General features: G+C 68.0%; 26 protein-coding genes, 4 tRNA genes and 2 pseudogenes. 18 read left to right on the top strand and 14 right to left on the bottom strand.

The genetic code is table 11. From position 1 onward, the window contains the following. Positions 1-2: 2 nt before the first annotated feature. Genes ACZ5RK_RS03310 through pgeF form a run of 4 tightly spaced genes read right to left on the bottom strand, consistent with a single transcriptional unit; the run spans position 3 to position 5,023 of the window. A complete protein-coding gene (locus tag ACZ5RK_RS03310; RefSeq protein ID WP_464909658.1) occupies positions 3-1,106 on the bottom strand; it encodes a type IV pilus twitching motility protein PilT in 1,104 nt (367 codons plus the stop codon). A gap of 8 nt (positions 1,107-1,114) precedes the next feature. After that, positions 1,115-3,784 (bottom strand): type IV pilus assembly ATPase PilB, encoded by a 2,670-nt coding sequence (gene pilB / locus ACZ5RK_RS03305; RefSeq protein WP_464909657.1) that lies wholly within the window; start codon positions 3,782-3,784, stop codon positions 1,115-1,117. 1 nt (position 3,785) lies between these two features. After that, positions 3,786-4,262, bottom strand: a complete 477-nt coding sequence (locus ACZ5RK_RS03300) for a YqeG family HAD IIIA-type phosphatase (RefSeq protein ID WP_464909656.1) — start codon at positions 4,260-4,262, stop codon at positions 3,786-3,788. A gap of 35 nt (positions 4,263-4,297) precedes the next feature. Then, positions 4,298-5,023 carry a peptidoglycan editing factor PgeF gene (gene pgeF, locus ACZ5RK_RS03295; protein ID WP_464909655.1) on the bottom strand — a complete coding sequence of 242 codons (726 nt, stop codon included), beginning with the start codon at positions 5,021-5,023 and terminating at the stop codon, positions 4,298-4,300. 72 nt (positions 5,024-5,095) lie between these two features. Between pgeF and ACZ5RK_RS03290 the strand changes: the two genes are divergently transcribed. Then, positions 5,096-5,500, top strand: a complete 405-nt coding sequence (locus ACZ5RK_RS03290) for a DUF4395 family protein (protein WP_054647556.1) — start codon at positions 5,096-5,098, stop codon at positions 5,498-5,500. Here the strand turns inward: ACZ5RK_RS03290 and ribH are convergent. Continuing rightward, the gene (gene ribH / locus ACZ5RK_RS03285) at positions 5,487-5,960 is read right to left on the bottom strand and encodes a 6,7-dimethyl-8-ribityllumazine synthase (RefSeq protein WP_464909654.1); all 474 of its coding nucleotides are present in this window, start codon (positions 5,958-5,960) and stop codon (positions 5,487-5,489) included. The two genes, ACZ5RK_RS03290 and ribH, sit on opposite strands and share 14 nt — an antisense overlap. A 20-nt stretch (positions 5,961-5,980) precedes the next feature. Here ribH and crcB point away from each other — a divergent pair, with 20 nt between their 5' ends. From crcB to ACZ5RK_RS03265, 4 genes are read left to right on the top strand one after another with little or no spacing between them, the layout of a single operon-like run. Then, a complete protein-coding gene (gene crcB / locus ACZ5RK_RS03280; RefSeq protein WP_464909653.1) occupies positions 5,981-6,358 on the top strand; it encodes a fluoride efflux transporter CrcB in 378 nt (125 codons plus the stop codon). Positions 6,359-6,362: 4 nt separating this feature from the next. After that, positions 6,363-6,695, top strand: a complete 333-nt coding sequence (locus ACZ5RK_RS03275; RefSeq protein ID WP_054647557.1) for a DUF190 domain-containing protein — start codon at positions 6,363-6,365, stop codon at positions 6,693-6,695. Between the two features lie 44 nt (positions 6,696-6,739). Beyond that, positions 6,740-7,342 carry a sulfite oxidase-like oxidoreductase gene (locus tag ACZ5RK_RS03270; RefSeq protein ID WP_464909652.1) on the top strand — a complete coding sequence of 201 codons (603 nt, stop codon included), beginning with the start codon at positions 6,740-6,742 and terminating at the stop codon, positions 7,340-7,342. Positions 7,343-7,370: 28 nt separating this feature from the next. Next, on the top strand, positions 7,371-7,640 hold the full coding sequence (locus ACZ5RK_RS03265; RefSeq protein ID WP_054647558.1) for a hypothetical protein: 270 nt from the start codon (positions 7,371-7,373) through the stop codon (positions 7,638-7,640). Here the strand turns inward: ACZ5RK_RS03265 and ACZ5RK_RS03260 are convergent. The 3 genes from ACZ5RK_RS03260 to ACZ5RK_RS03250 are packed head-to-tail and all read right to left on the bottom strand — an operon-like array spanning position 7,616 to position 9,629. After that, entirely contained in the window at positions 7,616-8,419 is an 804-nt protein-coding gene (locus ACZ5RK_RS03260; RefSeq protein WP_464909651.1) for a histidinol-phosphatase HisJ family protein, read from the bottom strand. The genes ACZ5RK_RS03265 and ACZ5RK_RS03260 overlap by 25 nt on opposite strands. After that, the gene (locus ACZ5RK_RS03255) at positions 8,409-9,011 is read right to left on the bottom strand and encodes a hypothetical protein (RefSeq protein WP_464909650.1); all 603 of its coding nucleotides are present in this window, start codon (positions 9,009-9,011) and stop codon (positions 8,409-8,411) included. The genes ACZ5RK_RS03260 and ACZ5RK_RS03255 overlap by 11 nt, the downstream gene beginning before the upstream one ends. Positions 9,012-9,038: 27 nt before the next feature. Then, complete coding sequence (locus ACZ5RK_RS03250; protein WP_054647590.1) at positions 9,039-9,629, bottom strand: nicotinamidase; 591 nt, start codon at positions 9,627-9,629, stop codon at positions 9,039-9,041. 56 nt (positions 9,630-9,685) lie between these two features. Between ACZ5RK_RS03250 and metF the strand changes: the two genes are divergently transcribed. Then, positions 9,686-10,564, top strand: coding sequence for a methylenetetrahydrofolate reductase [NAD(P)H] (metF, locus tag ACZ5RK_RS03245; RefSeq protein ID WP_464909649.1), 879 nt, complete (start codon positions 9,686-9,688; stop codon positions 10,562-10,564). Here the strand turns inward: metF and ACZ5RK_RS03240 are convergent. Next, positions 10,561-11,856: an MBL fold metallo-hydrolase gene (locus tag ACZ5RK_RS03240; protein ID WP_464909648.1), complete on the bottom strand. Its 1,296-nt coding sequence runs from the start codon at positions 11,854-11,856 to the stop codon at positions 10,561-10,563. The genes metF and ACZ5RK_RS03240 overlap by 4 nt on opposite strands. Before the next feature lie 70 nt (positions 11,857-11,926). On the opposite strand from ACZ5RK_RS03240, the gene ACZ5RK_RS03235 reads away from it, so the two are divergent. From ACZ5RK_RS03235 to rplL, 12 genes are all read left to right on the top strand, one after another. Next, a tRNA-Thr gene (locus ACZ5RK_RS03235) sits at positions 11,927-12,002 on the top strand. A gap of 10 nt (positions 12,003-12,012) precedes the next feature. Beyond that, a tRNA-Tyr gene (locus tag ACZ5RK_RS03230) sits at positions 12,013-12,098 on the top strand. 25 nt (positions 12,099-12,123) lie between these two features. Next, positions 12,124-12,199: transfer RNA gene (locus ACZ5RK_RS03225), tRNA-Gly, on the top strand. 3 nt (positions 12,200-12,202) lie between these two features. Beyond that, a tRNA-Thr gene (locus ACZ5RK_RS03220) sits at positions 12,203-12,278 on the top strand. 62 nt (positions 12,279-12,340) lie between these two features. Beyond that, positions 12,341-13,561 carry an elongation factor Tu gene (gene tuf, locus ACZ5RK_RS03215; RefSeq protein WP_464909360.1) on the top strand — a complete coding sequence of 407 codons (1,221 nt, stop codon included), beginning with the start codon at positions 12,341-12,343 and terminating at the stop codon, positions 13,559-13,561. A gap of 46 nt (positions 13,562-13,607) precedes the next feature. Then, positions 13,608-13,772 (top strand): 50S ribosomal protein L33, encoded by a 165-nt coding sequence (rpmG, locus tag ACZ5RK_RS03210; protein ID WP_054638618.1) that lies wholly within the window; start codon positions 13,608-13,610, stop codon positions 13,770-13,772. Next, a complete protein-coding gene (gene secE, locus ACZ5RK_RS03205) occupies positions 13,772-13,954 on the top strand; it encodes a preprotein translocase subunit SecE (RefSeq protein ID WP_462845515.1) in 183 nt (60 codons plus the stop codon). Before rpmG ends, secE begins: the two co-directional genes overlap by 1 nt. Further along, positions 13,951-14,505 (top strand): transcription termination/antitermination protein NusG, encoded by a 555-nt coding sequence (gene nusG / locus ACZ5RK_RS03200; RefSeq protein WP_464909647.1) that lies wholly within the window; start codon positions 13,951-13,953, stop codon positions 14,503-14,505. The genes secE and nusG overlap by 4 nt, the downstream gene beginning before the upstream one ends. Positions 14,506-14,549: 44 nt before the next feature. Beyond that, positions 14,550-14,993 carry a 50S ribosomal protein L11 gene (rplK, locus tag ACZ5RK_RS03195; RefSeq protein ID WP_054647640.1) on the top strand — a complete coding sequence of 148 codons (444 nt, stop codon included), beginning with the start codon at positions 14,550-14,552 and terminating at the stop codon, positions 14,991-14,993. After that, positions 14,986-15,675: a 50S ribosomal protein L1 gene (rplA, locus tag ACZ5RK_RS03190; protein WP_464909646.1), complete on the top strand. Its 690-nt coding sequence runs from the start codon at positions 14,986-14,988 to the stop codon at positions 15,673-15,675. The genes rplK and rplA overlap by 8 nt, the downstream gene beginning before the upstream one ends. Before the next feature lie 191 nt (positions 15,676-15,866). Then, complete coding sequence (gene rplJ, locus ACZ5RK_RS03185; protein ID WP_464909645.1) at positions 15,867-16,388, top strand: 50S ribosomal protein L10; 522 nt, start codon at positions 15,867-15,869, stop codon at positions 16,386-16,388. 10 nt (positions 16,389-16,398) lie between these two features. Continuing rightward, positions 16,399-16,776 carry a 50S ribosomal protein L7/L12 gene (gene rplL, locus ACZ5RK_RS03180; RefSeq protein WP_464909644.1) on the top strand — a complete coding sequence of 126 codons (378 nt, stop codon included), beginning with the start codon at positions 16,399-16,401 and terminating at the stop codon, positions 16,774-16,776. 47 nt (positions 16,777-16,823) lie between these two features. Here the strand turns inward: rplL and ACZ5RK_RS03175 are convergent. The 5 genes and pseudogenes from ACZ5RK_RS03175 to aceE all read right to left on the bottom strand — a co-directional run bounded on the left by ACZ5RK_RS03175 (position 16,824) and on the right by aceE (position 23,402). Next, a pseudogene (locus ACZ5RK_RS03175) lies at positions 16,824-18,064 on the bottom strand (bifunctional folylpolyglutamate synthase/dihydrofolate synthase). Next, a complete protein-coding gene (gene perR / locus ACZ5RK_RS03170; RefSeq protein ID WP_054647693.1) occupies positions 18,064-18,459 on the bottom strand; it encodes a manganese-dependent transcriptional regulator PerR in 396 nt (131 codons plus the stop codon). Before perR ends, ACZ5RK_RS03175 begins: the two are co-directional and overlap by 1 nt. Positions 18,460-18,495: 36 nt before the next feature. Continuing rightward, positions 18,496-19,407, bottom strand: a complete 912-nt coding sequence (gene hemC, locus ACZ5RK_RS03165) for a hydroxymethylbilane synthase (protein ID WP_464909643.1) — start codon at positions 19,405-19,407, stop codon at positions 18,496-18,498. A 25-nt stretch (positions 19,408-19,432) separates the two neighbouring features. Then, positions 19,433-20,674, bottom strand: coding sequence for a 2-oxo acid dehydrogenase subunit E2 (locus tag ACZ5RK_RS03160; RefSeq protein ID WP_464909642.1), 1,242 nt, complete (start codon positions 20,672-20,674; stop codon positions 19,433-19,435). Between the two features lie 9 nt (positions 20,675-20,683). Then, positions 20,684-23,402 (bottom strand): annotated as a pseudogene (gene aceE, locus ACZ5RK_RS03155) (pyruvate dehydrogenase (acetyl-transferring), homodimeric type). Positions 23,403-23,503: the final 101 nt, after the last annotated feature.

Genomic DNA, 23,503 nt, shown 5'->3' with positions numbered 1-23,503 from the left:
GCTTAGAGTTTACCGCGCCGCCCCTCCTTCTCCCCCTCCCCTGTCCCGCTCAAGCGCATGAACTCCTTGGGGTCCACGGCCCGGGCGAGGCCCATCTCGTAGGTGATGAGCTTGCGCCGGTAAAGGTCCGCCAGGCAGGCGTCCATGGTGATCATCCCGTACTGGCCGCCCGTTTGGATGACGCTCCTTAGCTGGTGGCTCTTCCCCTCCCGGATGAGGGCCCTAACGGCCGGGGTGGCGATCATGAGTTCATAGGCCAGCACCCGCCCGCCGCCAAAGGCCTTGGGCAGGAGCTGCTGGGTGAGGACCGCCACCAGGTTGTTGGAGAGCTGGACCCGCACCTGCTCCTGCTGGTTTTGCGGGAAGACGTCGATGATGCGGTCTATGGTCTCGGGGGCGGAGTTGGTGTGGAGGGTGCCCATGACCAGGTGGCCGGTCTCGGCGGCGGTGATGGCGGCGGCGATGGTCTCGTAGTCCCGCAACTCCCCCACCAGGATCACGTCCGGGGCCTGGCGGAGGACGCTACGGAGGGCCTTGTGGAAGCCGTGGGTGTCGGCGCCGATCTCCCGTTGGTTGACGATGGCCTTCTTGTGCTTGTGGAAAAACTCTATGGGGTCCTCGATGGTCACGATGTGCACGGGCTTGCGTTCGTTGATGTAGTCGATCATGGAGGCCAGGGTGGTGCTCTTCCCGCTCCCCGTAGGCCCCGTGACCAGAACGAGGCCTCTTGGGGCCATGGCGATCTCGGCGATGCCCTTGGGCAGGCCCAGCTCCTCAAAGCTCTTGATGACGGCGGGCACCACCCTCAAGACCCCGCCCACGCTTCCCCGCTGCAGGAAGACGTTCACCCGGTAGCGCCCCTTGCCCGGGAGGCTGAAGGAGAAGTCCAGCTCCTTTTCCTCCTCAAAGACGCGCTGTTGCTTCTCGTCCATGAGGGCGTACATGAGGCGGCGGGTGTCCTGGGGAGAAAGGGGCTCGTACTCCGTGGGGTGGAACTCCCCGTCCACCTTGATCATGGGAGGCAGGCCCACGGTGATGACCAGGTCGCTGGCTCCCCGCTCCACGGCCAGGCTCAAAAGGTCCACGATGTCGGGCGTCTTCGGCATACTCCCTCCTACTCAATGGTCCTCGCCAGGACCTCCTCGAGGGTGGTAATCCCCTGGAAGGCCTTGTAAAGGCCATCTTCCCGCAGGGTTTTCATGCCCTTTCTCCGGGCGATCTCCTTGATCTCCGTGGCCGACTTTCCGGCCACGATGGCGTGGCGGATCTCGTCGTCCACCACCAAAAGCTCGTGGATGGCGTAGCGGCCCTTGTAGCCGGTGCCGCTACACCGCTCGCACCCCATGCCCTTGTAGAGCTTGACCTCCCCCATCTCTGCCTCGGAAAGCCCGAGGCGCCTTAGGACCTCGGGGTCCGGACGGACCTCCACCTTGCAGTGCTCGCAGATCTTCCGGACGAGCCTCTGGGAGAGGACGCCGATGAGGGCGGCGGAGATGTTGAAGAGCTCCACCCCCATCTCGTCCAGGCGGGTGATGGCCTGGGCGGCGTCGTTGGTGTGCAGGGTGGCGATGACCAGGTGGCCGGTGAGGGCGGCCTCCGTGGCGATCTTGGCGGTCTCGGAATCGCGGATCTCCCCCACCATGATGATGTCGGGGTCCTGCCGAAGGAAGGCCCTGAGGGCGCGGGCGAAGGTGAGGCCGGCCTGGGGGTTCACCTGGGTCTGGTTGATGCCGGGGATCTCGTACTCCACGGGGTCCTCAATGGTCTGGGTGTTCTTGTCGGGGGTGGCGATGCGCTTGAGGATGGAGAAGGTGGTGAAGCTCTTCCCCGAGCCCGTGGGCCCGGTGATGAGGAAGATGCCGTAAGGCTTGGAGATCACCTCCTGGAAGCGCTCAAAGACCCCGGGGGCGAAGCCGAGGTTTTCTATCTCCGGGATGTCGCTGGCCTTCTTCAGGAGGCGCATCACCGCCTTTTCCCCGTAGACCGTGGGCAGGGTGGAAAGCCGTAGGTCCAGGTCGATGGCCCCTTCCCGGTAGCGCACCCGGCCGTCTTGGGGGAGGCGCCTTTCGGCGATGTTGAGCTCCCCCATGATCTTGATGACGCTGATGATGGGGTTCAAGGCCCCCTTGGGCAGGGTGGTGTACTGGCGTAAGGTGCCGTCCACCCGGAGGCGCACCAGGACGTCCGACTGCCTGGGCTCGATGTGGATGTCGGAGGCATCCTGGAGGTAGGCCTCCCGGATCACCTGCTTGACGAACCGCTGGGCGGCGCTTTCGTCCAGGTCGGTGACGGCCTGGACCTCCTCCTCCTGGTACCCCTTGGAAAGCTCCTTGGCCAGCTCCCCCAGCTCCTCCTTGCCGTAGAAGCGCTCTATGAGCCTGGTGATGGCCGCCTCGGTGGCCACGGCGGGGGCCACCTCGTAGGCCAGCCCCTTACGCTTCAGGGCCAGGCGCACGTCGTCCAGGGCCAGGATGTTCCGGGGGTCCTTCATGAGGAGGACCAGGCGGTTCCCCTCCAGGCGGTGGGGGAAGACCCCGTAGCGGCGGGCCAGGTCCTCGGGCAGGAGGAGGGCCGCCGAAGGATCGGGGGGGTCGGCCTCGGGGTTGATGTAGGGGTATCCCAGCTGGGCGGCCACCGCCTGGGCCAGGGCCTCGGGCTTGAGCTTCCCCGACTGGACCAGGGTGTCCTCGAGGCGCCCTCCCCCCTGCCGCTGCTTCCTCAGGGCCTCCTCCACGTCCTCGGGCCGGGCCAGGCCCAGCTCCACCAGGATCTCCCCCAAGGGCTTGGCCTTGGGCAGGCGCTTCTGCACCTCCAGGGCCTCCCTGAGGTGCTCCCGGGAAAGGCGCCCCTCCTGCACCAGGACCTCCCCCAGGCGCCCCTTCTCGGGATAGGCCCGCTGGAAAAGGGCCTCCCAGGCCTGGGGCGGGGTGAGGTAGAAGCGGGCGGGGCGGCCCAGAAGCCTTTCCACCGCCTCCTTGTGCCGGGGGTCGTGAAGGACCACCTCCAGCCTGCCCTCCTTAAAGCCCAAGGGCACGGCCCCGTGGCGCAGGGCATCGGCGCGGAGGAGGAGGGCGGTGGCGGAGGGGTCGGGGTCCAGGCCCTCGGTGCTTTCCAAGAACTCCAGACCCTCCTGCTCGGCCAGGGTCTGGTACAGGGCCTCCTCGGAAAGGCCCCTTCGCACCAGAACCCGCCCCAGAAGGTCCCCCGTCTTCTCCTGTTCCGCCAAGGCCTCCTCCAAGGCCTCCCGGGAAAGGAGGCCCTTCTTCACCAGGAGCTCCCCCAGCCTCAACTCCCCCCGGCTTGGGCCCGAGGGCAAGGGGGGAAGGGGCAGGCCGAGCTCGGGGTAGTTCTTGGCCAAGGCGTAGAGGAAGTCGGTCTTGGTGGCCTGGTAGGGCTCCACCACGAGGCCGGTGAGGTCTTCTATCTCCTCCAGGCCCAGGGGGTCCAAGGGGTTGACGAAGGCCACCCGCACCACCCCCGCCTCCTCGTCCAGGGCGAAGGGGATGGCCTGGAGCTCCCTGGCCTTCTCCGCCGGCAAGAGGGCCCTCACCCTTGGCGGGATTTCCAGGGAGTGAAGCTCCACCAAGGGGATGCCGAAGTGGTCCTCAATGGCCTGGGCGATGCGCCTTTCCGAGAGGAGGCCCATGTCGCTCACCACCTCGGCCAAGGAGCCCCCCACCTCCCGGTGCCTTTCCAGGGCCATCTGCAGCTCCTCGTCCGTGAGGAGCCCGGAGTCCAACAGGATCGCCCCCAGCCTTTTGTCCCCTATGGTCAAGACGCTCATCTCACACCCCTCGAGGTCTTCTAAAGGGAGTCTCCAGCATCCGTATGAAACGCGTGTAAACAAACTCCTCGTCCCGCAAGGGCGGCACCAAGACGGTGTAGGCCCCCACCAGGTTCCCCCCGAGCACGTCGGTGAAGACCTGGTCCCCCACCACCGCCACCTCCCCCGGGGGAAGGCCCAGGGCCTTCAGGGCCCGGCGGAAACCGAGCCAGGGCTTGAGGGCCGGGGCGTGGCCGGGAAGGCCAAGGGCCCTCTGCACCCGGGCAAAGCGCTCGGGGAGGGCGTTGGAGAGGAGGTAGACGGGCACCGCTTCCTTCAAGGCCCCAAGCCACGCCCCATAGGCCTCGGGAAGCTCCTCTTCCCCGTAGGGCAGGAGGGTGTTGTCCAGGTCCAGGATCACCCCCCTAAGGCCCCTGGCCCTAAGCCACTCCGGGGTGAGGTGAAGGAGGGAGGGCAGCACCTCCCGGGGGAAGAACATGGCCTCATTGTGCCACGGGCGGGGTGAACGGGGGCTTAACGGGGAAGCAGGACGAGGCCCCACATCCTCCCCGTCCTCCCCCGGTCGCGGCGATGGGAGAAGAGGGTGGGAGCGCAGTGGGTGCAAAGCCCCACCCGGTAGATGCGCTCCTCCTTAAGCCCCGCCTCCTGGGCCTGGAGGAGGAGGGCTGCTTCCAGGTCCAGGAGATACTTGCCCGGGGCCTTGGGGTCCGGGGTGAAGGTGGGAAGGCCCGCCCGGGCGAAGGCCTCCGCCACCTCCTCCCCCACCTGGTAGCACGCCCCCCCGATCCCCGGGCCGATGGCCAGGTGGACCTCCGAGGGGTCTAACCCCAGGGCCGCGATCCTTTCCAAGGCCTTGGGAAGGATCCCCCCCACCACCCCCCGCCAGCCCGCGTGCAAAGCCCCCACCAGCCCCCCCGGGTGGTAGAGGAGCAGGGGGTAGCAGTCCGCCACCCCCACCCGGAGGAGGAGGCCGGGGGTACGGGTGAGGAGGCCGTCCCCTTCCCAGACCCCGGGGCCTTCCACGAGGTGCACCGCCGTGCCGTGGACCTGCTTGAGGCCCGCCACCTTGGGGTGGCCGAAGGCCTCGAGGACCCGCCTTTGGTTCTCCGCCACCCTCTCGGGGTCGTCCCCGGTGGAGGCGGAAAGGTTGAGGCTGGAAAAGGGGCCTTCGGACACGCCCCCAAGGCGGGTGGTGAAGCCGTGGGGAACGGGGAGGGGGGTGGTGAGCAGGGGGACCATCCTCCCCATTCTGCCAGGCCCAGGGTGCCCTTTACCATTTAGCTTATGGAGCGCATAGGTATACTGAGGGCCATGAAGACGGACCGGAACCAGCTCCGCTTCAACCAGACCCTTCTGGTGCTCACCCTCCCCCTGGCGGCCCTTTTGGACCTGCCCTGGCTCGTGTACGCCCTCTTCCTCCTGCTGGCGAGCCAGCACACCCCCCTAGACCTGATGGTGGCCTTGAAACGCCTTCTCCGCCTTCCCCCCCATGTGGTGGAGGAGGACCCCCGGCCCCACCGCTTCGCCCGCTTCCTGGGGGCGGTTTTCCTAGGCCTGGCCTCCCTCGCCCTTCTCCTGGGCCTGAAGGGGGTGGGCTACACCCTGGCCCTCCTGGTGGCCCTCCTCGCCTTTATCAACCTGGCCTTCGGCTTCTGCCTCGGGTGCTTCCTCTACCTCCACCTCCGCTACGCCCGGGCCCTCTTCACCGGGAAATAGCCTCCAGAAGGCGCACCATCTCGATGGCGGTGAAGACCGCCTCGGCCCCCTTATTCCCCGCCTTGCCCCCGGCCCTTTCCTGGGCCTCCTCGGGGGTGTTGGTGGTGAGGACCCCGAAGACGATGGGCTTCTCCGTCTGGAGCATGGCCTGCATGAGGCCGCCTGCCGCCTGGGCGGCCACGTACTCAAAGTGGGGGGTCTCCCCCCGGATCACCGCCCCCAGGGCCACCACGGCGTCCACGTCGGGGCGGCTCGCCAGGCGCTTGGCCACCAAGGGAAGCTCAAAGGAACCCGGAACCCAGGCCACCAGGACCTCGGCGGGGTCCCCCCCAAGCCGGGCGTAGGCCTCCAGAGCCCCCTCCAAAAGGAGCTTGGTCACCCGCTCGTTGAAGCGGCCCACGGCCAGGGCGAGCCTGACCCCTTTGGCGGTGAGGATGGGGGAAAAGGTCTTGGGCTTCATGGCCTCACTATACTTTGGGGGTGGAACGCTACCTCCTGGTGGCCTTGGGTGGGGCCCTGGGTTCCTTCCTGCGCTACGCCCTGGGGGCCTGGGCGCAAGGGGTGCTGGGCCCCGGCTTTCCCTGGAGCACCCTCCTGGTGAACGCTCTGGGAAGTTTTCTCATCGGCGCCGTGGTGCGGCTCTCCCTGGAAGGGGCCCTCTCCGGGGAGGCCCGGCTCTTCCTGGCGGTGGGGGTTTTGGGGGGCTTCACCACCTTTTCCTCCTTGAGCTACGAGACCCTGGCCCTCCTGCAGGAAGGCGAGGCGGTCAAGGCCCTCCTCTACGCGGGGGGAAGCCTCCTCCTCGGGCTCTTTCTGGTCTTTTGGGGTTACCGCCTGGGCGGGGCCCTGGTAAGCTAGGGGCATGAAGCTCCAGGGGGAGGCCCGGCTCCTCAGGATCTTCGTGGGGGAGTCGGACCGGTACGGGGGGAGGCCTCTTTACGAGGCCCTCGTCCTCGAGGCCCGCAGGCGGGGCCTGGCCGGGGCCACGGTCTTCAAGGGCTTCATGGGTTACGGGGCCCACTCCCGCATCCACACCGCCAAGGTCCTGCAGCTTTCCGAGGACCTGCCCGTCATGGTGGAGATCGTGGACACCGAGGAAAAGATCCAGGCCTTCCTACCGGTACTGGACGAGATGGTCAGGGAAGGCCTGGTGACCCTGGAGAAGGTGGAGGTCATCCGCTACCGGAGCCGGTGAGCCAGAACCCTTTTCCCTCCCCGGGACTGGCCTACCCTTGGGGCATGGAGCGGGTTCCTCCCGGGCAGAGGGTCACCGAGCGCTTCCCCATCCTCACCTACGGGGAAGAACCCCGGGTTTCCAAAGAGGCGTGGCGCCTGGACCTCTTCGGCCTGGTGGAGGCCCCCCTCGGCCTCACCTACGCCGACCTCCTGGCCTTTCCCCAGGTGGACCTCACCCGGGACTTTCACTGCGTCACCGGCTGGAGCCGCCTGGACGCGGCCTGGCGGGGGGTGCGGGTGAGGGACCTCTTGGAAAGGGCCAGACCCCGCCCCGAGGCGGTGGCGGCCCTGGTCCATAGCTACGGGGGCTACACCACCAACCTCCTCCTGGAGGACCTCCTTAGGGAGGACGTCCTCCTGGCCCACACCCTCTCCGGCAAGCCCCTGCCCCCGGAGAGGGGAGGCCCCGTGCGCCTCCTCGTGCCCCACCTCTACGCCTGGAAGAGCGCCAAGTGGGTGCGGGGCATAGAGCTTCTGGACCACCTGGAACTGGGCTTTTGGGAGAGGCTGGGCTACCACTGGCGGGGGGACCCCTGGCAGGAGGAGCGCTTCCAGGAGGGCCCCGTTCCCGCCGCCAGCCTTCGCTTTCGCAGTAAAAAAACTTGATATAATCAGGCTGAGAAAGGAGGAAAGCATGACCGCCCTGGAGCAAGCCCGCCTCGAGGTGGACCAGGCCCTCAAGGCCTACGAGGAGTGCGTGGCCCGGGAGGAGGCGGAGTACGGGAAGGAGTACGAGCGGGTGACCTTCATGGAGTACGAGGCCCCGGCCCCCGACCCCTGCGCCGAGGCCTTTGCCCGCCTGCTGGAGGCGGTGCGGGCCTACGAGCGGGCCGGGGGGAACCGGGAGGACCTAACGCTTCGGGGCAAGGAGGCCCGGGTCTACGAGGCGCTGGACAAGGAGTAGGCCTGGGGCCTGCCCTCCTGGAAATAGTAGGCCTCCCGGAACCCCAGGGAAAGGAGGAGGCCACGTGTTTCGCCGAAGGCAAAGCCCACCTCCTCCGGGCGGTGGGCGTCGGAGCCCAGGACCACCCCGAGGCCGAGCTCCCGGGCCCTTTGGAGGAGGACGGGGGCCGGGTAGACCTCTTTCGCGGGCTTCCTCAGCCCGGCGGTGTTCACGTCCAGGAAAAGCCCCTCCTCGGCCATGGCCCTAAGGGCGGGCTCGGCCAGGTCCAAAAGGGCCTCCTGGGGGAGGCGGTGGCCGAACTTCTTGGGGAGGTCCAGGTGGCCGATGGCGTGGAAGAGGCCGCTACGGGCCGCCCGCTCCACCTCCTGGAAGTAGGCCCGGAAGACCTCCTTGAGGTCGCGCCAGGCGTATTCCTCCTGGTGGTCCGGGTGGTCCAGGGGCCAGGCCCCCAGGAAGTGGACGCTCCCGATGACGTAGTCAAAGGGGTAGGCCTTGAGGAGCCCAGCCACGAAGGCCTCGGTGCCGGGGTGGAAGTCAGCCTCGAGGCCGATGCCCACGTAGAGGTCCGGATTGCTCTCCCGCACCCTTTCCAGGGCCAGAAGGTAAAAGGGAAGCTGGGAGAGGGCCATGCGGCTTCCCGGGTCGTACCAGGAGGGCATGGGGGCGTGATCGGTGAAGACCAGGCCCTTAAGCCCCCCTTTCCGCGCCTGGAACAGGTACTCCCCCGGGGCACCCTCCGCGTGCCCGCAAAGGGGGGTGTGGACGTGGCTATCCACCATGGGAAGATTCTATCCGCACCACCTGGTCCCGCCAGGTGTAGGCCACCACCTCCTGCCCCAGGGCCCGGGAGAGATCCAGGGAAAGGAAGGGGTCCTCCACGGCCTCCCCAGCCTCCTGCACCAGGACCGGGCGGAAGGGGGGCAGAAGGTGGGGGTAGCGCCGGAGAACGGCCCCCACCCGGAAGGAGGCCGCCCAGAGCCGCTTTAGGGCGAAGAGGGCCTCCTGGGGCGTGGCCGCCCGAAGGCCACCCCCTTCCCCCGCGGGGCGCACCCCAAAGGGCCCCCGCCCCTTCAAGGCGGCGAGAAAGGCCTCCGCCCGCTCGGGGAGGAGGTAGCTTTCCCGGACCGCCCGCTCGGCCTCCTCCGCCGCAAAGAGGAGCCTCTCCTCATCTATCCGCACCCCAAAGACGCCCTGGAAGAGCCTCCCTATCCGCTCCTCCAGGTTGTTCAGGCGGAAGAACTCCTCCTCCAGGCGCACCACCCAGGTGGGAACCACGGGCAGGCCCAGGGCCTGGGCGCGCCGCAGAAGGGCCACCTCCCCCTCCCCTTCCGCCAGGGCCAAGGGCGCGATCCCTTCTTGGGGTTCCCTCATCCCAGGGGCCAGGGTACGGAAAGGGCATCACACAAAGCGCACCCCCTCGGCCCGGGTGACCTTGCCCTGGTAGAGGAAGGTCACCTGGCGGAGGGCGGCCTGGAGGTCAAAGGGCGTGAGGGCGCTGGTGGCGTCCTCGGGCAGGACCACCTGGTACCAGCGCAAGGCGGCGGACCCCGCCGTGTGCAGGACACAGATGTTGGCCACGGTGCCCGTGACCACCACGTGCCTCACCCCCCAAAGGTGCAGGTAGTGGTCCAGGGGGGTGCCGTAGAAGGCGTCGTAGCGGACCTTCTGGACCACGAGGTCGCCGGGTTCGGGCTTTAGCTCCTCCAGGATCTCCGCCCCCCAGGTGCCCGCCACCGCATGCCTGGGCCAGATCTGAAACTCCGGATCGTCCTCCCGGTGCCAGTCCTGGGTGTAGACCACCCTGGCCCCCGCCTCCCGCGCCCGCCGCAAAAGGAGCTGGATGGCGGGGACGCTTTGGGGGGCCTCGGGCACGAAGAGGGCGCCTTGGGGGTGGGCGAAGTCGTTTTGCATGTCCACCACGATGAGGGCCGCTTCCTTGGCGGGAAGCTCCACGGCTTCCACCCTGGGGATCTCGGGAACCTCTACCATACCCCCATTATCCCTCATCCTTGACCCCCACCCGGGGAAGGGCTACACTCGGTCGCATGAAAATACGGGACCTCCTCGAGGAGCGCAGGGGGCCCCTCCTCTCCTTTGAGTTCTTCCCCCCCAAGACCCCGGAAGGGGAGGAGGCCCTCTTCCGCACCATGGAGGAACTCCGGGCCTTCCGCCCCGCCTTCGTCTCCATCACCTACGGGGCCATGGGGAGCACCCGGGAGAAGAGCGTGGCCTGGGCCCAGAGGATCCAAAGCCTCGGCCTGAACCCCCTCGCCCACCTCACCGTGGCGGGCCAGAGCCGAAAGGAGGTGGCCGAGGTCCTCCACCGCTTCGTGGAGAGCGGCGTGGAGAACCTCCTCGCCCTCCGGGGCGATCCCCCAAAAGGGGAAAGGGTCTTCCGGCCCCACCCGGAGGGCTTCCGCTACGCAGCGGAGCTCGTGGCCCTCATCCGGGAGCGCTACGGAAAGGCCCTCTCCGTGGGCGGGGCGGCCTACCCCGAAGGCCACCCGGAAAGCGGGAGCCTCGAGGCCGACCTCCGCCACTTCAAGGCCAAGGTGGAGGCGGGGCTGGACTTCGCCATCACCCAGCTCTTCTTCAACAACGCCCACTACTTCGGCTTCCTGGAGCGGGCGAGGCGCGCGGGGATCCACATCCCCATCCTCCCCGGCATCATGCCCGTGACCAGCTACACCCAGCTCCGCCGTTTCACCGAGGTCTGCGGGGCCAGCATCCCGGGGCCCCTCCTTTCCAAGCTGGAGCATTACCAAGACGATCCCCAGGCCATCCTGGAGATCGGCGTGGAACACGCCACCCGGCAGGTGGCCGAGCTCCTGGAGGCCGGGGTGGAAGGGGTGCACTTCTACACCCTCAACAAAAGCCCCGCCACCCGCATGGTGCTGGAAAGGCTGGGGTTCAAGCCTGTCTAGGCCTCCACCCCCTCCCCGAAGCGCGCCAGGCTCGCCTCCTGCCCCCGGAGGGCGAGGAGTTTCCCAAGCTCCAGGAGCTTTTCCTCCTCCCCGTGGACCAGGACCACGCGGGGCTGGTCCTTAAGCCAGTCCAAAAGTTCGTCCTGGCCCGCGTGCCCGGAGAACCCCCCCAGGGTGTGGACCCGGGCCCTCAGGGGCACCTCTTCCCCCAGGATCCGCACGGAAGGAGGCCGGGCGATGAGCTCGGCCCCCAGGCCTCCCTTGGGCTGGTAACCCACGAGGACCAGGGCGTTTTTGGGGTCGGAAAGGCCGTGCCTCAGGTGGGAGAGGATCCGCCCCCCCGAAAGCATCCCGCTCCCGGCGATGACCACCATGGGGCCGGGCTCGCGGCCTAGGGCGCGGGACTCCTCGGGGCTTTCCACCACCCAGAGGCCCTTGGGGCGGAAGGGGTTCTTCCCCTGGAGGAAATAGGCCTGGACCTCCTCGCTGAAGTAGCGCACGAGCCTCGGGTAGAGCTCCAAGACCCGCTCGGCCATGGGGGAGTCCAGGTAGACGGGAGCTTTGGGCAGGCGGTGGCCGTTCTCGTAGAGGAGGAAGAGGATCTCCTGGGCCCGTTCCACGGCGAAGGAGGGGATGAACACCTTGCCCCCCTGGCCCAGGGTCTCCTGCATAATCTCCAAGAACTCCCGGACCGTTTCGGGAAAGGGGCGGTGGGGCCGGTCGCCGTAGGTGCCCTCGGAGACCACCAGGTCCGCCCTGGGGGGCAGGGAGGGATCGGGGAGAACGGTCTTCTGCCGGTTGCCCAGGTCCCCGCTGTAGACCAGGGTCTTTCCCTCCCCCTGGGCCACCACGAAGGCGCTTCCCGGAAGGTGCCCCGCCTGGCCCAAGGTCAGCGCCAGATCCCCAAGCCGAAGCCACTCCCCGTACTCCAAGGGGGTTAGGTGGGCCAAGGCTTCCTCCACGTCCTCCCGGTCAAAAGGGGGCGCTTCCATGACCTTGAGGGCGTCCTCGAGGACGATCCGCATCAAAAGCCCCGTGGCCCGGGTGGCGTAGACCGGACCCCGGAAGCCCTCGCGAAAGAGCTTGGGCAACCTCCCCACGTGGTCCAGGTGGGCGTGGGTGAGGACCACCGCCTCCACCCCCTTGGGATCAAAGCCGAAGGGATCGTGGTTTCTGGCCTCCTCCCGGCCCTGGAAGAGGCCGCAGTCCAGAAGCACCCGCCGCCCCCCGGCCAAAAGGAGGTGGCAACTTCCCGTCACCTCCCGGACCGCGCCAAAAGGTACGATGCGCATGCCTTTATCTTGACACTCGCCCGGCTTTGTGTTAGCCTAATCCCTCGGACAGGGTCCCAACCCCGGTCCTGCCACCCTAGCTCAACCGGCAGAGCACCCGACTTGTAATCGGGGGGTTGGGGGTTCAATTCCCCTGGGTGGCTCCACAAGGGGCATGGGCAGGTGCCCGAGCGGCCAAAGGGGACGGTCTGTAAAACCGTTGGCGCACGCCTACGCTGGTTCGAATCCAGCCCTGCCCACCATCCGGTGTGCTCCGGCACACCCCGTGCGGGAGTAGCTCAGTTGGTAGAGCATCGGCTTCCCAAGCCGAGGGTCGCGGGTTCGAGTCCCGTCTCCCGCTCCACGAGCTCGCGTAGCTCAGCAGGTAGAGCACACCCTTGGTAAGGGTGAGGTCGCCGGTTCGAGCCCGGCCGCGAGCTCCATCTTTTTGACTGCCCTGGGCCCTTCCGCCCAGGGCGGCCTTTGCGTGCAAGAAGGAGGAACCATGGCCAAGGGCGAGTTTATTCGGACGAAGCCTCACGTGAACGTGGGGACGATTGGGCACGTGGACCACGGGAAGACGACGCTGACTGCGGCCTTGACCTTTGTGGCGGCGGCGGAGAACCCGAACGTGGAGGTGAAGGACTACGGGGAGATTGACAAGGCCCCGGAGGAGCGGGCGCGGGGGATCACCATCAACACGGCGCACGTGGAGTACGAGACGGCGAAGCGGCACTACTCCCACGTGGACTGCCCTGGGCACGCGGACTACATCAAGAACATGATCACGGGTGCGGCGCAGATGGACGGGGCCATTTTGGTGGTGTCGGCGGCGGACGGTCCCATGCCGCAGACCCGGGAGCACATCCTTTTGGCCCGGCAGGTGGGGGTGCCGTACATCGTGGTGTTCATGAACAAGGTGGACATGGTGGACGACCCGGAGCTTTTGGACCTGGTGGAGATGGAGGTGCGGGACCTCCTGAACCAGTACGAGTTTCCTGGGGACGAGGTGCCGGTGATTCGGGGGAGCGCTCTTTTGGCGCTGGAGGAGATGCACAAGAACCCGAAGACCCGGCGTGGGGAGAACGAGTGGGTGGACAAGATTTGGGAGCTTTTGGACGCCATTGACGAGTACATTCCCACGCCGGTGCGGGACGTGGACAAGCCGTTCTTGATGCCGGTGGAGGACGTGTTCACCATTACCGGGCGCGGGACGGTGGCCACGGGGCGGATTGAGCGGGGGAAGGTGAAGGTGGGGGACGAGGTGGAGATTGTGGGCCTGGCTCCGGAGACGCGGAAGACGGTGGTCACCGGGGTGGAGATGCACCGGAAGACCCTGCAGGAGGGGATAGCTGGGGACAACGTGGGGGTGCTCTTGCGGGGCGTGGGCCGGGACGAGGTGGAGCGGGGGCAGGTGTTGGCGAAGCCTGGGAGCATTACGCCGCACACCAAGTTTGAGGCCTCGGTGTACGTTTTGAAGAAGGAGGAGGGGGGCCGGCACACGGGGTTTTTCACGGGGTACCGGCCGCAGTTTTACTTTCGGACTACGGACGTGACGGGGGTGGTGGAGCTGCCCCAGGGGGTGGAGATGGTGATGCCTGGGGACAACGTGACCTTCACGGTGGAGCTCATCAAGCCGGTGGCTTTGGAGGAAGGCCTCCGCTTCGCCATCCGGGAAGGCGGCCGCACCGTGGGCGCAGGCGTGGTCACCAAGATCCTGGAGTAACCCCTGGGGGGAGGAAACCCTCCCCCCGCCCCGAGGGAGGTAAGGCATGGCCAGCGAGGTCCGCATCAAGATTCTCTTGGAGTGCACGGAGTGCAAGCGCCGCAACTACGCCACCGAGAAGAACAAGCGCAACACCCCCTCCAAGCTGGAACTCCGGAAGTACTGCCCCTGGTGCGATAAGCACACCGTGCACAAGGAAGTGAAGATCTGATGCTGGGGCGCATCGTCCGCTACTTCCAGGAGGCCCGGGCGGAGCTTTCCCGGGTCACCTGGCCCACGCGGGAGCAGGTCATCGAGGGTACCCAGGCCATTTTGGCCTTCACCGCCGCCTTCATGGTGATCCTGGGGCTTTACGACCTGGTCTTCCGCTTCCTCATAGGGCTTTTGCGATGAGCATTGAATGGTACGCGGTCCACACCTACGTGGGGCAGGAGGAGAAGGCCAAGGCCAACCTGGAGAAGCGGGTGAAGGCCTTCGGCATGGAGGACAAGATCTTCCAGGTCCTGATCCCCACGGAGGAGGTGGTGGAGGTGCGCGAAGGGGGCAAGAAAGAGGTGGTCAAGCGGAAGCTCTTCCCCGGCTACCTCTTCGTGCAGATGGACCTGGGGGACGAGGAAGAGCCCAACGAGGCCTGGGAGGTGGTGCGGAGTACCCCCGGGATCACCGGCTTCGTGGGAGCGGGCCACCGCCCGGTCCCCCTTTCCCCCGACGAGGTGCGCCACATCCTCGAGGTCTCGGGCCTTCTGGGGAAGAAGGAGGCCCCCAAGGCCCAGGTGGCCTTCCGGGAAGGGGACCAGGTGCGGGTGGTCTCCGGCCCCTTCGCCGACTTTACCGGCACCGTGACCGAGATCAGCCCCGACAAGGGCAAGGTCAAGGTCATGGTCACCATCTTTGGGCGCGAGACCCCTGTGGAGCTGGACTTCTCCCAGGTGGTCAAGGCCTAAAAGGCGTCTGCACCCCCAACTTGGGGGGAGCCTAGGAGGAAAACATGAAGAAGATCGTTGCCGTAGTGAAGCTGCAGCTGCCCGCGGGCAAGGCCACGCCCGCGCCCCCGGTGGGCCCGGCCTTGGGCCAGCACGGGGCCAACATCATGGAGTTCGTCAAGGCCTTCAACGCCGCCACGGCCAACATGGGGGACGCCGTCGTCCCCGTGGAGATCACCATCTACGCCGACCGCTCCTTCACCTTCGTCACCAAGACCCCGCCCGCCAGTTACCTGATCCGCAAGGCGGCGGGGTTGGAGAAGGGGGCCCACAAGCCGGGCCGGGAGAAGGTGGGCCGCATCACCTGGGAGCAGGTGCTGGAGATCGCCAAGCAGAAGCTTCCCGACATGAACACCACCGACCTCGAGGCCGCCGCCCGCATGATCGCGGGCTCGGCCCGGTCCATGGGGGTGGAGGTGGTGGGCGCGCCGGAGGTGAAGGATGCCTAAGCACGGCAAGCGCTACCGGGCCCTTCTGGAGAAGGTGGACCCCACCCGGACCTACACCATTGACGAGGCCGCGGCCTTGGTCAAGGAGCTGGCCACGGCCAAGTTTGACGAGACCGTAGAGGTCCACGCCAAGCTGGGCATTGACCCCCGGAAGTCCGACCAGAACGTCCGCGGCACCGTCTCCCTGCCCCACGGCCTGGGCAAGCAGGTGCGGGTCCTGGCCATCGCCAAGGGGGAGAAGATCAAGGAGGCCGAGGAGGCCGGGGCGGACTACGTGGGCGGGGAGGAGATCATCCAGAAGATCCTGGACGGCTGGATGGACTTTGACGCCGTGGTGGCCACCCCGGACGTGATGGGGGCGGTGGGCTCCAAGCTGGGCCGGATCCTGGGTCCCCGCGGCCTCCTTCCCAACCCCAAGGCGGGAACCGTGGGGTTTAACATCGGGGAGATCATCCGGGAGATCAAGGCGGGGCGTATTGAGTTCCGCAACGACAAGACCGGGGCCATCCACGCCCCCGTGGGCAAGGCCAGCTTCCCTGCCGAGAAGCTCGCCGACAACATCCGGGCCTTCCTTCGGGCCCTGGAGGCCAGCAAACCCGAGGCGGCCCGGGGCACCTTCCTCCGCTCGGTCTACGTGACCAGCACCATGGGGCCGAGCATCCGCATCAACCCCCATTCCTAAGGGCCGCCCCTTGACGCCCGGCCCCCCCCCTCTTAGACTCTTCTTTGGCACCCCGGGCGCATGCGCGCCCAGGCCAAAGACAGCGGGGGGCCCAAGGGCCTTAAACATCCCGCCGAGGCGCTTGAGGGGGAGCGTTTCGGAAACTCCAGAAAAAGCGGTCGGGGTTCCCCTGCCCCACAAGGGAGGAAGGCGTGCCAAACAAGCGCAACGTTCAGCTTCTCGCCGCCCTCAAGGAGAACCTTGAGCGGGCCCACGGCTCCTTCTTCCTGGTGAACTACCAGGGGCTCTCCGCCAAGGAAACCCACGCCCTGCGCCAGGCCCTGAAGGAAAAGGGCGCCCGGCTCTTCGTGGCCAAGAACACCCTGATCCGCATCGCCCTAAAGGAGCTTGGCCTGCCGGAGCTTCCAGGCCTCCAGGGCCCGAGCGCCGTGGTCTTCTACCAGGACCCGGTGGCCGCGGCCAAGGCCCTAAAGGAGTTTGCCCAGAAGAACCCCAAGGGCATCCCCGAGGCCAAGGGCGGGCTTCTCCAGGGCCAGGCCCTCGCCGCCAAGGACGTGGTGGCCCTGGCGGAGCTGCCCACCATGGACGAGCTCCGGGCGGAGCTTCTGGGGGTCCTGCAGGCCCCCATGGCGGAGCTTCTGGGGGTCCTGGGCGGTGTGGCCCGCGAGCTGGTAGGCATCTTGGAAGCGTACGCGGAGAAGAAGGCAGCTTAGGAGGTAAAGGATGGCTTTGGACATTGAACGCATCAAGGAAGAGCTTTCCCAGGCGACGGTTCTGGAACTCAAGCAGCTCGTTGACGTCCTCAAGGAGGCTTGGGGCGTGACCGCCGCGGCCCCCGTGGCCGTGGCCGCGGCCCCTGCGGCGGCGGCCGCCGCGGCTCCCGTGGAGGAGAAGACCGAGTTTGACGTGATCCTCAAGGAGGCCGGGGCCAAGAAGCTGGAGGTCATCAAGGAGCTCCGCGCCATCACCGGGCTCGGCCTTAAGGAGGCCAAGGACCTGGCGGAAAAGGGCGGCCCCATCAAGGAGGGGGTTTCCAAGGCCGAGGCCGAGGAGATCAAGAAGAAGCTCGAGGCCGTGGGCGCGGTGGTGGAGCTCAAGTAAGCCCTCCGCCCCACGGGGTGCCCCCCGGGCCTCAGGGTCCGGGGTTTTTACTGCCAGCGCTCCTCGGGGGGAAGCCCCTTCAGGCCCCTCAGCACCTCCCCCACCAGGTAAAGGCTTCCCGCCACCACCACCCGTTTTTCAAGCCCGAAGGCCCACGCCAGGGCCTGCATGGGGTCTTCTTCCACGTGGGCCCGGGGGAAAAGGGGGAGGAGGACCCGGGGGTCCTGGCTCCGAGGGGAGGCGTAGCGGGTGAGGACCACGGGCCCCAGGCCCCTCAGGGCCTCGGCCATGGCGGCGTGGTCCTTGTCCCGGGAAAAGGCCAGGACGAAGGCGGCGGGCAGAAGCCCGTGGAAGCGGAGGGCCTCCCTCAGGGCCTGGGCCCCTTCGGGGTTATGGGCCCCGTCCAGGAAGAGCTCCCCTCCCCCAGGCCAAGGGAGGCGCTGGAGGCGGCCCGGGCTTTCCGCCTTGAGAAGCCCCCTTTCCACCGCCTCCCAGGAAGCCCCCAGGAGGCGGCCCGCCAGGGCGGAAAGGGCCAGGTTCTCCGCCTGGTGGGGGCCGAGGAGCCGGGTCCTGAGGCGGCGGGCCTCCGCCCTCAGGCGCAAGGTGAAGCCCAGGCCCCCTTCCCCCCCTCCACCCCCTCCACGTGGAAGGCCTCCCCCAGGACCCAAAGGGGGGTGCCCCGGGCCTGGGCCTCCGCCTTAAGGGCGGCCAGGCCCTCCCCTCTGGCGGCGGTGAGGGCGGGGACGCCCCGGCGGAGGATTCCCGCCTTCTCCCGGGCAACGTCTTTGAGGGTGGGTCCCAGGACCTCCAGGTGGTCGTGGCCGATGTTGGTGACCAGGGAGAGGACGGGCTCGGCGGCGTTGGTGGCGTCCAGGCGGCCCCCCAAGCCCACCTCCAGCACGGCGAACTCCACCCCCTCCCGGGCGAAGTGGAGAAGGGCCATGGCCGTGGCCGCCTCAAAGAAGCTCGCCCCCACCCTTTCGGCCAGGGGGCGGACCTCCTCGGCGGTTTCCCACAGCTTGGCCTGGGGGATGGGCCTGCCCTGGACCGCGATGCGCTCGGCGAACTCCACCAGGTGGGGGCTGGTGTAGAGCCCCACCTTGAGCCCGGCCTCCTCCAGGATGGCGGCCAGGGCCCGGGCGGCGCTCCCCTTGCCGTTGGTGCCCCCCACCAGGGCCACGGGGTAGGCCTCCTGGGGGTCTCCAAGGCGGGAAAGGAGGCTCCGGATGCGCTCCAGGCCCGGGGCGAAAAGGCTTTGGCGGGCGTAAAGCCAAGCCAGGGGGTCCATCAGCCCTTGAGGGCCGCCTTGCAGGTGGGGCAGAGGCCCCGGTAGGTGACCTCCGCCGCCCGCACCTCCACCCCGGGATGGGCCTCCTGGGCCAGGGCCTTGAGGTCGGGCAGGTGCACCTCCAGGTCCACGATGGCCCCGCACCTCTCGCAGACCAGGTGCAGGTGGGGATGGAGGTTGGCGTCGTAGCGGGTGGCCTCCCCCGCCTGGGTGAGGGGCACGAGGTAGCCCTCCTCCACCAGGGCCTCGAGGGTCCGGTAGACCGTGGCCAGGCTCACCTTGGGAACCACCTTGCGCACCTCCTGGTAGATCCAGGCGGCGTCCGGGTGGTGGTGGGCCCGGCGCACCACCTCGAGGACGGCCCTACGCTGGCGGGTTAAGCGCTTCAGCGCCATCCCCTTCACTATACCCCAAGGCCCGGGGAATCTCCACTAAAAGGGTCGGGTTTGCTCCAGGATCTCCCGCCCTCCCTGCTCCAGGACGTCCTGGGCCAGCTCCAGGCCGAGCTCCTCCGCCTCGGAGGCGTCCCCCTCAATCTCCGCCCGGATGAAGCTCTTGCCGTCGGGGGAGAAGAGGCCCCCTTCCAGGAGGAGGGTGCCGTCCTCGGCCACCTGGGCCAGGGCCCCCACCGGGGCCAGGCACCCGGCGCCAAGGCCCTTCAGGAAGGCCCTCTCCGCCCGCACCCGGTCGTGGGAGGGGGGGTGGTGGAGGGCGTAGCAGAGCTCCTCGGCCAGATCGTCCCCCTGGCGGACCTCCAGGGCCAGGGCCCCCTGCCCGGGGGCGGGAAGCATGACCTCGGGCTCCAGGAACTGGTCAATGCGGTTTCTCAGGTCCAGGCGGATGAGCCCCGCCGCCGCCAGGACGATGGCGTCGTACTCCCCGTTGCCGAGGGCGGCGAGGCGGGTGTCCACGTTGCCCCGGAGGTCCTTCACGAGGAGGTCCTGGCGGTAGGCCAGAAGCTGGGCCTTGCGGCGCAGGGAACTGGTGCCCACCACCGCCCCGGGGGGCAGGTCCTCGAGGCGCTTATAGGCCTTGCCCAGAAAGGCGTCCCGGGGGTCCTGGCGCCTGGGAACGGCGGCGATCTTGAGGCCCTTGGGCTCCTCCGTGGGCAGGTCCTTGAGGGAGTGGACGGCGATGTCTATCTCCCGGGCCAGGAGGGCCTCCTGGAGCTCCTTGACGAAGATGGCCTGCTCCCTGGGGTTCGCCCCCTGGTCCCCCCGGGTCTTGATGGTCTTGACCTTAAACTCGGCCTCCGGCCAGCTCTCCTTGAGGCGCTCCACCACAAAGCGGGTCTGGGCCAGGGCCAAGGCGCTGCCCCGGGTTCCCACCACGATGACGCGCATACTTTCCCATACTACACGAAGAACCTCACTCCAGGGAAAGCCCCACGGGGTCCTGCAAAAGCCCCGCCAGGTGGCGGCAGAAGCGGGCGGCCTCGGCCCCGTCAATGAGGCGGTGGTCGTAGGTGAGGCTAAAGGGCATCACGAGCCTGGGCACGAAGGCCTCCTTCTCGGGGTCCCACAGGGGCTTCATCTGGGAGCGGGAGACCCCCAGGATGGCCACCTCCGGCCAGTTGACGATGGGGGTGAAGCCGGTGCCGCCGATCCCCCCCAGGTTGGAGAGGCTGAAGGTGCCCCCCTGCATCTCCTCCGGGGAAAGCTTTCGCTCCCGCGCCCTTTGGGAGATCCCCTGGAGCTCCTCCGCCAGGCGCAAGACCCCCTTCTTGTCCACGTCCCGGATCACCGGCACCAGGAGGCCGTGGGGGGTGTCCACGGCCACCCCGATGTGGATGTAGTCCTTGTAGACGATCTCCTGGCGCTCCACGTCAATGGAGGCGTTGAACTTGGGGAAGGCCTTCAGGGTGAGGGCCAGGGCCTTGAGGAGGAAGGCGGTGAGGGTGAGTCGGAAGCCCCGCTCCTCCGCCTTCTTGGCGTAGCGCTTCCGCAGGGCCTCGAGCTCGGTGATGTCCGCCTCGTCAAAGTGGGTGACCATGGGCACCTGGGCCCAGGCCTGGCCCATGGAGCGCACCGTGGCCTTGCGTACCCCGCTCATGGGCTCGGTGCGCACGGGGCCCCACTTGCCGAAGTCGGGGAGCTTGGGCGCGGGGGCCGCCGGAAGGGCCTCTGGGGCCGCCGCCCTAAGGCCCGCCGCCCGGCGCACGTCCTCCTCGGTGATGCGCCCGGCAAGCCCCGTGCCCTGGACCCTCAGGAGGTCCACCCCGAGCTCCCGGGCGAGCCGCCTGATGGAGGGGGCGGCGGGGATGAGGCGGCGCTCGGGCATCGGGGCGGGGCGGGGCTTCTCGGGGGGGGCCTCCTCCGCCTCCTTGACCTCCGGGGCGGGCGCTTCCGCCTTGGGGGAAGGCGCTTCCGCCCCGCCCTCGGCCTCGGCGAGCTCCAGGAAGGGCTGCCCGGGGCGCACCTCATCCCCCACCTTGACCAGGACCCGCCTCACCACCCCGCCCGCCTCGGCGGGCACCTCCATGACCGCCTTGTCCGTCTCCAGCTCCAAGAGGGGCTGGCCGGGGGCCACCCGGTCCCCTTCCTGGACCAGGACCCCCACCACCGTGGCCTGCGTGACGTTGTCGCCCAGTTCCGGAAGCCTGAGTTCCATGCCTTCCCCCTACCGCCTATGGGGCGGCGCCTCTTCCAGCTTAAGTCCCAGGGCCTCCCTGGCCTTGGCCAGGACCCCCGCCTCCACCTGGCCCCCCTCGTGGAGCAGGGCCAGGGCGGCGTAGGCGATGTGCCGGGCGTCCACCTCAAAGAAGTCCCGGAGGGCCTCCCGGGTGTCCGAGCGGCCGAAGCCGTCGGTGCCCAGGGCGCAGAAGGGCCGCCCCACGTGGTCCCGCACCAGGCTAGGGAGGGCTTTTAGGTAGTCGGTGACGGCCACCACGGGCCCCTCGTGCCCCTCCAGGGCCTCCTCTACGTAGGGCTTCCGGGCCTTACCGAGAAGCCTGCGCTCCCTCTCCGCTTCCACGGCGTCCAGGTAAAGGGCCTTGTAGCTGGTGGCGCTCCAGAACGTCCGCCACCACCCCGAAGCCCGCAAGGAGCTCCTGGGCCTTTAGGGCCTGGGGCAGCATGGGCCCGGAGCCGAGAAGCTGCACCCTGGGGCCCTTCCCCTCGCCCTCCCGGAAGAGGTAAAGCCCCTTGAGGATGCCCTCCTTCACCTGCTCCCGGGGCTCGGGCATGGGGGGGTGGGCGTAGTTCTCGTTTTCTATGGTGATGTAGTAGAAGACGTCCTCCCCCTTCCCGTACATGCGGCGCAGGCCGTCCTCCAGAATCACCGCCAGCTCAAAGGCGAAGCCGGGGTCGTAGGCCAGAAGGTTGGGGGCGGCCAGGGCGTAGAGGTGGCTCTGCCCGTCCTGGTGCTGTAGCCCCTCCCCCTCCAAGGTGGTGCGCCCGGCGGTGGCCCCCAGGAGGAAGCCCCGGGTCCTCTGGTCGGCGGCGGCCCAGACCAGGTCCCCCATCCTCTGCAGGCCGAACATGGAGTAGGTGATGAGGAAGGGAACGGTGGGGATGCCCCAGTGGGCGTAGGCGGTGCCGGCGGCGATGAAGTCGGCCATGGCCCCGGCCTCGGTGATCCCCTCCTCCAGGATCTGCCCCTCCTTGCTCTCCCTGTAGGCGGTGAGGGTGCCCGCGTCCACGGGGATGTAGAGCTGCCCCTGGGGGGAGTAGATGCCCGCCTGGGCGATCAGGGCCTCCATGCCGAAGGTGCGGGCCTCGTCGGGGACGATGGGAACGAGGTACCTGCCGATCTTGGGGTGGCGGAGGAGCTTGGCCAGGATGCGCACGAAGGCCATGGTGGTGGAGAGCTCCCGCCCGCCAGAGCCCTCGTAGAACTCCCGGAAGAACTCCTCCCCGGGGACCTCGAGGCCCCCCTGGAAGCGCACCCGCCTTTCGGGCACGAAGCCCCCGAGGGCCTTCCTCCGGGAGAGGAGGTACCGGACCTCGGGGGAGTCGGGGCCGGGATGGTAGTAGGGAAGGTCTTTAAGCTTTTCCTCGGGGACGGGGATACCCAGGAAGGCGCGGGCCTCCTTCAGGTCCTCCTCGGTGAGCTTCTTCACCTGGTGGGCCACGTTCTTGGCCATGGCCGTGGGCCCCATGCCGTAGCCCTTGATGGTGCGGGCGAGGATCACCACGGGGCTTCCCTTGTGCTCCACCGCGGCCTTGTAGGCGGCGTAGATCTTGACCAGGTCGTGGCCGCCCCGGGACCGGGTGAGCTCGGTGAGCTCCTCCTCCGTCATGCCCTCGATGAGCCTCCGGAGCTCGGGGGTGTTGAAGAAGCGCTCCCTAAGCTCCTTCCCCCCGAAGGCGGCGTAGCGCTGGCTCTCCCCGTCCACCAGGGCCTCAAAGCGGCGGAGGAGGTGGCCCTCCTTGTCCTTGGCGATGAGCCCGTCCCAGGCCGAGCCCCAGACCACCTTGATCACGTGCCAGCCCGCGCCCCTGTAAAGCCTCTCCAGCTCCTGGATGACCTTGGAGTTGCCCCGCACGGGGCCGTCTAAGCGCTGGAGGTTGCAGTTCACCACGAAGATGAGGTTGTCCAGCCCCTCCCGGGCGGCCAGGTGCAACGCCCCCACCGTCTCCGGCTCGTCGTGCTCCCCGTCTCCGAGGAAGGCCCAGACCTTGGCGGAGCTTTTGGGCTTCAGGCCCCGGTCCTCCAGGTAGCGCATGAAGCGGGCCTGGTAGATGGCCTGGATGGGCCCGAGGCCCATGGAGACCGTGGGGAACTCCCAGAAGTCGGGCATGAGCCAGGGGTGGGGGTAGCTGGAAAGCCCCCTGCCCCCCGCCACAGGGGGGTGCACCTCCCGGCGGAAGTTCTCCAGGTCCTCCTCCCTAAGCCTCCCCTCCAGAAAGGCCCGGGCGTAAAGGCCCGGAGAGGAGTGCCCCTGGAAAAAGACCAGGTCCCGGTCCAGCCCCGCCTCCGGCCCCCGGAAGAAGTGGTTGAAGCCCACCTCGTAAAGCTCGGCGATGGAGGCGTAGGTGGCGATATGCCCCCCGATCCCCTCGGCCCTCTTGTTGGCCCGGGTGACCATCATGGCGGCGTTCCAGCGCAGGATGTTGGCGATGCGCCTTTCCAGCTCCAGATCGCCGGGGTAAGGGGGTTCCTTCTCCTTGGGGAGGGTGTTCAGGTAGGGGGTGTTGAGGCGGTTCTGGGGAAAGAAGCCCTGGAGGTAGAGGTGCTGGTCCAGAAGGCGGAGAAGCTCCTCCACCCGCTCAAAGCCTTCCACCCGGAGCACGTACTCCAAGGACTCGAGCCACTCCTGGTCCTCCACCCGCTTAAGGCGCTCCCGCTCCTCCGGCGAGAGGGCCCTAAAGGCTTCCATCAGCGCTTTTTCCGTCATGCCTCCCCCTTGCGGAAAACTACACTACACCGACCCACCCCTAAGTGTGGCGCAGGGAGGCGGGTTTGTCCAATAGAACCTTCCGGGTCCATGTGATAAGC

Source organism: Thermus kawarayensis JCM 12314 (genome assembly GCF_055393575.1).
Note: the sequence above shows the minus strand (reverse complement) of the source record. Positions and strands in the feature narration are given on the sequence as shown.

Bases quoted from the DNA above. Each gene is read 5' to 3' on its own strand.
- ACZ5RK_RS03310 (WP_464909658.1), bottom strand. From the start codon at position 1,106: ATGCCGAAGACGCCCGACATCGTGGACCTTTTGAGCCTGGCCGTGGAG.
- pilB (WP_464909657.1), bottom strand. From the start codon at position 3,784: ATGAGCGTCTTGACCATAGGGGACAAAAGGCTGGGGGCGATCCTGTTG.
- ACZ5RK_RS03300 (WP_464909656.1), bottom strand. From the start codon at position 4,262: ATGTTCTTCCCCCGGGAGGTGCTGCCCTCCCTCCTTCACCTCACCCCG.
- pgeF (WP_464909655.1), bottom strand. From the start codon at position 5,023: ATGGTCCCCCTGCTCACCACCCCCCTCCCCGTTCCCCACGGCTTCACC.
- ACZ5RK_RS03290 (WP_054647556.1), top strand. From the start codon at position 5,096: ATGAAGACGGACCGGAACCAGCTCCGCTTCAACCAGACCCTTCTGGTG.
- ribH (WP_464909654.1), bottom strand. From the start codon at position 5,960: ATGAAGCCCAAGACCTTTTCCCCCATCCTCACCGCCAAAGGGGTCAGG.
- ACZ5RK_RS03275 (WP_054647557.1), top strand. From the start codon at position 6,363: ATGAAGCTCCAGGGGGAGGCCCGGCTCCTCAGGATCTTCGTGGGGGAG.
- ACZ5RK_RS03270 (WP_464909652.1), top strand. From the start codon at position 6,740: ATGGAGCGGGTTCCTCCCGGGCAGAGGGTCACCGAGCGCTTCCCCATC.
- ACZ5RK_RS03265 (WP_054647558.1), top strand. From the start codon at position 7,371: ATGACCGCCCTGGAGCAAGCCCGCCTCGAGGTGGACCAGGCCCTCAAG.
- ACZ5RK_RS03260 (WP_464909651.1), bottom strand. From the start codon at position 8,419: ATGGTGGATAGCCACGTCCACACCCCCCTTTGCGGGCACGCGGAGGGT.
- ACZ5RK_RS03255 (WP_464909650.1), bottom strand. From the start codon at position 9,011: ATGAGGGAACCCCAAGAAGGGATCGCGCCCTTGGCCCTGGCGGAAGGG.
- ACZ5RK_RS03250 (WP_054647590.1), bottom strand. From the start codon at position 9,629: ATGGTAGAGGTTCCCGAGATCCCCAGGGTGGAAGCCGTGGAGCTTCCC.
- metF (WP_464909649.1), top strand. From the start codon at position 9,686: ATGAAAATACGGGACCTCCTCGAGGAGCGCAGGGGGCCCCTCCTCTCC.
- ACZ5RK_RS03240 (WP_464909648.1), bottom strand. From the start codon at position 11,856: ATGCGCATCGTACCTTTTGGCGCGGTCCGGGAGGTGACGGGAAGTTGC.
- tuf (WP_464909360.1), top strand. From the start codon at position 12,341: ATGGCCAAGGGCGAGTTTATTCGGACGAAGCCTCACGTGAACGTGGGG.
- rpmG (WP_054638618.1), top strand. From the start codon at position 13,608: ATGGCCAGCGAGGTCCGCATCAAGATTCTCTTGGAGTGCACGGAGTGC.
- secE (WP_462845515.1), top strand. From the start codon at position 13,772: ATGCTGGGGCGCATCGTCCGCTACTTCCAGGAGGCCCGGGCGGAGCTT.
- nusG (WP_464909647.1), top strand. From the start codon at position 13,951: ATGAGCATTGAATGGTACGCGGTCCACACCTACGTGGGGCAGGAGGAG.
- rplK (WP_054647640.1), top strand. From the start codon at position 14,550: ATGAAGAAGATCGTTGCCGTAGTGAAGCTGCAGCTGCCCGCGGGCAAG.
- rplA (WP_464909646.1), top strand. From the start codon at position 14,986: ATGCCTAAGCACGGCAAGCGCTACCGGGCCCTTCTGGAGAAGGTGGAC.
- rplL (WP_464909644.1), top strand. From the start codon at position 16,399: ATGGCTTTGGACATTGAACGCATCAAGGAAGAGCTTTCCCAGGCGACG.
- perR (WP_054647693.1), bottom strand. From the start codon at position 18,459: ATGGCGCTGAAGCGCTTAACCCGCCAGCGTAGGGCCGTCCTCGAGGTG.
- hemC (WP_464909643.1), bottom strand. From the start codon at position 19,407: ATGCGCGTCATCGTGGTGGGAACCCGGGGCAGCGCCTTGGCCCTGGCC.
- ACZ5RK_RS03160 (WP_464909642.1), bottom strand. From the start codon at position 20,674: ATGGAACTCAGGCTTCCGGAACTGGGCGACAACGTCACGCAGGCCACG.